At 68.4% G+C, this 5,971-nt stretch carries 6 protein-coding genes and 1 pseudogene; 2 read left to right on the top strand and 5 right to left on the bottom strand.

The genetic code is table 11. The annotated features are described in order from the left end of the window. Positions 1-380: 380 nt before the first annotated feature. From NOD94_RS39805 to thyX, 3 genes are all read right to left on the bottom strand, one after another. Complete coding sequence (locus tag NOD94_RS39805; protein WP_281211125.1) at positions 381-2,066, bottom strand: ribonuclease J; 1,686 nt, start codon at positions 2,064-2,066, stop codon at positions 381-383. A gap of 115 nt (positions 2,067-2,181) precedes the next feature. Beyond that, on the bottom strand, positions 2,182-3,081 hold the full coding sequence (gene dapA / locus NOD94_RS39800; RefSeq protein ID WP_281211124.1) for a 4-hydroxy-tetrahydrodipicolinate synthase: 900 nt from the start codon (positions 3,079-3,081) through the stop codon (positions 2,182-2,184). 229 nt (positions 3,082-3,310) lie between these two features. Then, positions 3,311-4,051, bottom strand: a complete 741-nt coding sequence (gene thyX / locus NOD94_RS39795) for an FAD-dependent thymidylate synthase (RefSeq protein ID WP_281211123.1) — start codon at positions 4,049-4,051, stop codon at positions 3,311-3,313. Positions 4,052-4,287: 236 nt separating this feature from the next. On the opposite strand from thyX, the gene NOD94_RS39790 reads away from it, so the two are divergent. Both NOD94_RS39790 and NOD94_RS39785 read left to right on the top strand, forming a co-directional pair. After that, positions 4,288-4,527 carry a hypothetical protein gene (locus tag NOD94_RS39790; protein WP_281211122.1) on the top strand — a complete coding sequence of 80 codons (240 nt, stop codon included), beginning with the start codon at positions 4,288-4,290 and terminating at the stop codon, positions 4,525-4,527. A 48-nt stretch (positions 4,528-4,575) separates the two neighbouring features. Beyond that, positions 4,576-5,130 carry a PH domain-containing protein gene (locus NOD94_RS39785; RefSeq protein ID WP_281211121.1) on the top strand — a complete coding sequence of 185 codons (555 nt, stop codon included), beginning with the start codon at positions 4,576-4,578 and terminating at the stop codon, positions 5,128-5,130. Positions 5,131-5,167: 37 nt separating this feature from the next. On the opposite strand, the gene NOD94_RS39780 is transcribed toward NOD94_RS39785, so the two are convergent. Further along, entirely contained in the window at positions 5,168-5,620 is a 453-nt protein-coding gene (locus NOD94_RS39780) for a hypothetical protein (protein ID WP_281211120.1), read from the bottom strand. A 15-nt stretch (positions 5,621-5,635) separates the two neighbouring features. Further along, positions 5,636-5,896: pseudogene (locus NOD94_RS39775) on the bottom strand (dihydrodipicolinate reductase C-terminal domain-containing protein); the annotation flags it as partial. Positions 5,897-5,971 lie beyond the last annotated feature (75 nt).

Here is a 5,971-nt window from a genome sequence, read left to right as displayed (position 1 = left end):
GGGCTTTCCTCCGGGCTTTCGTTCTGTTCTGTTCTTGCGTTTCCGACTCTATCAGACTCTCTCGGGCCCGATTTCCTCGATGCTTTCCAGGTCCTGCGCTTTCGCGCTTTTCCCTTTCCGGCGATTCCGACTCTATCAGATTCATTTCCGTGTCGTTTCCGACCTGATTTGAATTCCAATGGCCTACGGAGGGCCTTTCCCTTTCGGGCGGATCAGACTTTATCAGGTTTCCCCGGGTCTTCGATCCCACCCGCTCGCGGACCGGTCCGGGCGCACGTGTGTGCTCGGGGCCCTGCGAGGTGGAGACGTAAACGTACTGGAGCGGGGCCCCCGGATGCAAATCCGGTTGCCCCGCTCCGGTGTGGTCGCTACGGGCGAGGTCAGACCTCGACGACGACCGGGAGGATCATCGGGCGCCGGCGGTAGCCGTCGGAGACCCACTTGCCCATGGTGCGGCGGATGAGCTGCTGGATCTGGTGCGGCTCGGCGACGCCGTCGGCGGCGGCGCGGGCGATGGCTTCCTCGATCTTCGGCAGGATCGCCGTGAAGGCGGAGTCCTCGATGCCGGAGCCGCGGGCCTGGATGTTCGGGCCGCTCACGACCTTGCCCGTGGTGCTGTCCACCACGACGAAGACCGAGATGATGCCCTCATCGCCCAGGATGCGACGGTCCTTGAGGGAGGCCTCGGTGACGTCGCCGACCGAGAGGCCGTCGACGTAGACGTAGCCGGCCTGGACCTTGCCCGAGATGCGGGCCTTGCCGTCGATCAGGTCGACGACCACGCCGTCCTCGGCGATGACGATGCGGTCCTTGGGGACACCCGTCATCGCACCGAGCTCGGCGTTGGCGCGCAGGTGGCGCCATTCGCCGTGGACCGGCATGAGGTTCCGCGGCTTGCAGATGTTGTAGAAGTACAACAGCTCGCCGGCGGAGGCGTGACCGGAGACGTGCACCTTGGCGTTGCCCTTGTGCACGACGTTGGCGCCCCAGCGGGTCAGGCCGTTGATCACGCGGTAGACCGCGTTCTCGTTGCCCGGGATCAGGGACGACGCCAGGATCACGGTGTCGCCGGGAACGATCCGGATCTGGTGGTCGCGGTTGGCCATGCGGGACAGGGCAGCCATCGGCTCGCCCTGGGAGCCCGTGCAGACCAGCACGACCTCGTCGTCCGGCAGGTCGTCGAGGGTCTTGACGTCGACGACGAGGCCGGCCGGGACCCGGAGGTAGCCCAGGTCACGGGCGATGCCCATGTTGCGGACCATGGAACGGCCGACGAAGGCGACCCGGCGGCCGTACTCGTGGGCGGCGTCCAGGATCTGCTGGATGCGGTGGACGTGGCTCGCGAACGAGGCCACGATGATCCGCTTCTGGGCGCTCCCGAAGACGCCGCGGATGGCGTTCGAGATGTCGCGCTCGGGCGGGACGAAGCCCGGGACCTCGGCGTTCGTCGAGTCGGAGAGGAGGAGGTCGATACCCTCCTCGCTCAGCCGGGCGAAAGCGTGGAGGTCGGTCAGACGGTTGTCCAGCGGCAGCTGGTCCATCTTGAAGTCGCCCGTGCAGACGACCATGCCGGCGCCGGTGCGGATGGCCACGGCCAGGGCGTCCGGGATGGAGTGGTTGACCGCGATGAACTCGCAGTCGAACGGGCCCAGGGCCTCGCGCTCGCCCTCCTTCACCTCAAGGGTGTAGGGGCGGATGCGGTGCTCCTGAAGCTTCGCCTCGATGAGGGCGAGGGTCAGCTTGGAGCCGATCAGCGGGATGTCCGGCTTCTCCCGGAGGAGGTACGGGACGGCGCCGATGTGGTCCTCGTGGCCGTGCGTGAGGACGATGCCGTCGATGTCGTCGAGGCGATCCCGGATGGACGAGAAGTCCGGCAGGATCAGGTCGATGCCCGGCTGCTCCTCCTCGGGGAAGAGGACGCCGCAGTCGACGATCAGCAGGCGACCGTCGAACTCGAAGACGGTCATGTTTCGGCCGATCTCACCGAGACCACCCAGCGGGGTGACCCGAAGGCCGCCCTTCGGGAGCTTCGGCGGCGGACCGAGTTCAGGGTGCGGATGGCTCAAAAGTTTCTCCTTCACCACGCACGCCACGTACCCCTTAAGGCACGTGGCGCGCATGTCATTCGTGCACTTGCGTTCGTCTGTTGTGGTCTTGCTTATTGAGTTGTGAAGTCTGTTGTCAGAGCTGTACCCCACCCGCGGCAAGATCGATCTTGAGCTGCGCCGTCTCTTCGGCCGACAGCTCGACCAGCGGGAGTCGCAGCGGGCCCGCGGGCAGGCCCTGCAGGTTCAGTGCGCCCTTGGTGGTCATCACGCCCTGGGTGCGGAACATACCGGTGAAGACGGGGAGCAGCTTCTGGTGGATCTCGGTGGCCTTCTGCACGTCGCCGCCCAGGTGGGCCTCGAGCATGGCACGCAGCTCGGGGGTGACCACGTGGCCGACGACGGAGACGAAGCCGACCGCGCCGATCGACAGGAGCGGCAGGTTCAGCATGTCGTCGCCCGAGTACCAGGCCAGGCCGCTCTGTGCGATGGCCCAGCCTGCGCGGCCGAGGTCACCCTTGGCGTCCTTGTTGGCAACGATACGGGGATGCTCGGCCAGCCGGACGAGGGTTTCGGTATTGATCGGGACGCCGCTGCGGCCGGGAATGTCGTAGAGCATGACCGGCAGACCGGTCGCGTCGGCGACGGCCGTGAAGTGCTGGTACAGGCCCTCCTGAGAGGGCTTGCTGTAGTAGGGGGTGACGGCGAGCAGGCCGTGGGCGCCGGTGCGCTCGGCCTGACGGGCCAGCTCCAGGGTGTGGCGGGTGTCGTTCGTACCGATGCCGGCGACGACGTGGGCGCGGTCGCCGACCGCATCGAGTACGGCTCGTACGAGGTCGTTTTTCTCCGCGTCGGTGGTCGTGGGCGACTCACCGGTGGTGCCGTTGATGATCAGGCCGTCGTTGCCTGCGTCCACCAGGTGGACGGCGAGACGCTGCGCGCCGTCGAGGTCAAGTGCGCCATCCGCCGTGAACGGCGTGATCATGGCGGTGAGGACCCGCCCGAAGGGGGTCTGCGGAGTCGAGATCGGAGCCATGGGTAACACGCTACTCGCTGCCACGCTCGCGATGTCCCCTCGGGTGACGTCAACAGGGGGAACCTCCGAGTCGCGGCCCCCGGGGGTTGTTGGATCCCGGCACTGCCTGCTCGGGGGTTCAAGCAGTGCCGGGTCCGTTTGATCAGCCTAGATGAACTTTACGAAACGCCGCAATACGGACACTTGGGACTTGTCTCCGCACATGTGTACGCCGCTCGTGCATCGAGCCTTACGGGGCAACGCGGCCGTTGCCGTTGAAGGCCGCGTAGGTCAGCGGCATGAGCCGCGCCCAGTGCTGCTCCATCTTCTCGCCGACCATTTCGATCTCCCGCTGCGGGAAGGACGGGACCGCCGCCAGCTCGTGCTGGGTCCGCAGACCGAGGAAGTGCATGAGCGAGCGGGCGTTGCAGGTGGCGTACATCGAGGAGAACAGGCCGACCGGCAGGACCGAACGGGCGACCTCGCGGGCCACGCCCGCCGCGAGCATCTCCTGGTACGCCTCGTAGGCCTGGCGGTAGGAGTCTTCCATGACCCGGCCCGTCAGCTCCTGCTGGGCCTCGGTGCCCTCGACGAAGACGTACTTGCCGGGGCGGCCCTCCTGGACGAGCTTGCGCTCGGCGTCCGGGACGTAGAAGACCGGCTGGAGCTCCCTGTAGCGGCCGGACTCCTCGTTGTAGGACCAGCCCACGCGGTGCCGCATGAACTCGCGGAAGACGAAGATCGGGGCACTGATGAAGAAGGTCATCGAGTTGTGCTCGAAGGGGCTGCCGTGGCGGTCGCGCATCAGGTAGTTGATGAGGCCCTTGGAGCGCTCGGGGTCCTTCTGGAGCTCCTCCAGGGACTGCTCGCCGGCCGTGGAGACGCGGGCTGCCCACAGCACGTCGGAGTCGGCGGCGGAGTGCTTCACCAGCTCCACCGTCACCTCACTACGGAAGCTGGGTTTCAGGTCTGAAGCAGCGGTCTCGCTCACACGGGGTCCTTCCGAACGGTCTTACCTGGGGCGCGCCCACTCTACGGCGCGCGCGGTGGGTCACCGTGCAGCCGAAGCGGGCGCCGGGTTCCCCCGTACAGCTGACGGGATGCCAAGTTTTTTGGTTGATGTCCCGATTTCAGGCACCGATCGGGGTGTTCGTACGTCCTACAGGGAGAACCCGTTCCGTCCCGCCCCCAGGCCTTCGGGCCCTGATCGTGAGGAGAGTCGCTCCCATGTTTCGCCGGCGCGAACCCGTCCCGTTCGCCTTCGTCGCCGAGGCCGACCGTTTCCGCAGTAACGTCACTCCGCCGCCGCGCGAGAGTCTGAGCAGGACTCAGATCGCCGCCCGTAGTCTGGTCGGACTGACCGTGGTGGCGGGGCTCGTCGGCTCGTTGCTCTTCGGGATGCCCGCACTGCAGCCGTACGAGGCGACCGGGAAGGCGCAGCAGTCCGAGGCGTCCGAAGGACGGTAGCCTCACGGGCACTGCCCAATCGAACGTGCACGTGAGTGAGGTCCTGCCGTGCCCCTGCCCTTCTTGACGGCCGACGGCGTTTTCGACGCACATGAGGACGAAGCCCTCCCCCACGCGGATCCGGAGCGCTGGCGCCGGCCCTACCGGCCCGGTCCCTGGCGGGTGGCCGGCTCGGCCGTACTGCTCCTGCTGGCGGCCTTCATGCTGCTGGCCACGATGATCATCACCTTTGCCGGGACCTGGTTGGGGGCGGGCATCGCCCTGGCCGCCTCGCTCGTCGTCGTCGGCTCCGCGCTGCGGATGCTCCGTACGGGCGTCTGGGTGAGCCCGCACGGGTTGCGGCGGGTCGGGTTCTTCCGGACCCGTTCGATCGCCTGGAGCCAGATCGACTCCATCCGGACGGTCCAGCAGCCGGTGCGCTGGCTGGGCCTGCCCCGGACCGTTCAGGGTCAGGCGCTGACCGTGGCCGGCCGCGCCGGTTCGGAGCTGCCGGTGCTGCTGACCGACCACAACGCCGACTTCCTGTCCCGGGGCGAGGCCTTCGACCGGGCCGCCGGGGCGCTGGAGGCGTGGGCGCAGGAGTACCGGCCCGTCCCGGCCTGACGCGCCTCTGAAGGCCGCCGGAAAGCCCGTACGGGGATCAGACCCGTACGGGCTTTCCCGCGTGCAGGGCGATGGCGCGCTGCATCGCCTTGCGGGCCCTCGGCGTGTCGCGGGCGTCGTGGTAGGCGACGGCGAGCCGGAACCAACTGCGCCAGTCCCCCGGCGCGTCCTCGGTCTCGGCCTTGCGGCGCGCGAAGACCTCGTCGGCCGAGTCCCGCAGGATCCGGCCGTACTCGTCCCGTTCCAGCTCGTCCACGGGCAGGCCGCCCTCGGCCTCCAGTTCGGTCGCGAGCTGGTTGGCCCGGGTGACGAACTGGGTGTTCTTCCAGAGGAACCACACGCCGATGACCGGGAGGATCAGCACGGCCGCGCCGAAGGTGACGGTGATCCAGGTGCCCTGCCGGAGCAGCATCAGGCCCCGGCTGCCGACCAGGACGAAGTAGACGACCAGGACGGCGGCCGTGATGAAGTAGGTGATCTTCGCGCGCATGGGACTACTGCCTCATCAGCCGAGGTCGAGGAAGTTTTCCAGGCCGAAGGTGAGGCCCGGGGTCTGCGTCACGCGGCGTACGCCGAGCAGGATGCCCGGCATGAAGCTGCTGTGGTGCAGGGAGTCGTGACGGATGGTGAGGGTCTCCCCCTCGCTGCCGAGCAGTACCTCCTGGTGGGCCAGCAGGCCCCGGAGGCGGACGGCGTGCACCGGGACCCCGTCGACGTCCGCGCCGCGGGCGCCGTCGAGTGCGGTGGCGGTGGCGTCGGGCTGCGGGGGGGGGGGGGGGGGGGGGGGGGGGGGGGGGCGGGGGGGGGGGGGGGGGGGGGGGGGGGGGGGGGGGGGGGGGGG

Origin of the sequence: Streptomyces sp. Isolate_45 (assembly GCF_024721315.2) — a bacterium.
Lineage (GTDB): Bacteria > Actinomycetota > Actinomycetes > Streptomycetales > Streptomycetaceae > Streptomyces.
Note: the sequence above shows the minus strand (reverse complement) of the source record. Positions and strands in the feature narration are given on the sequence as shown.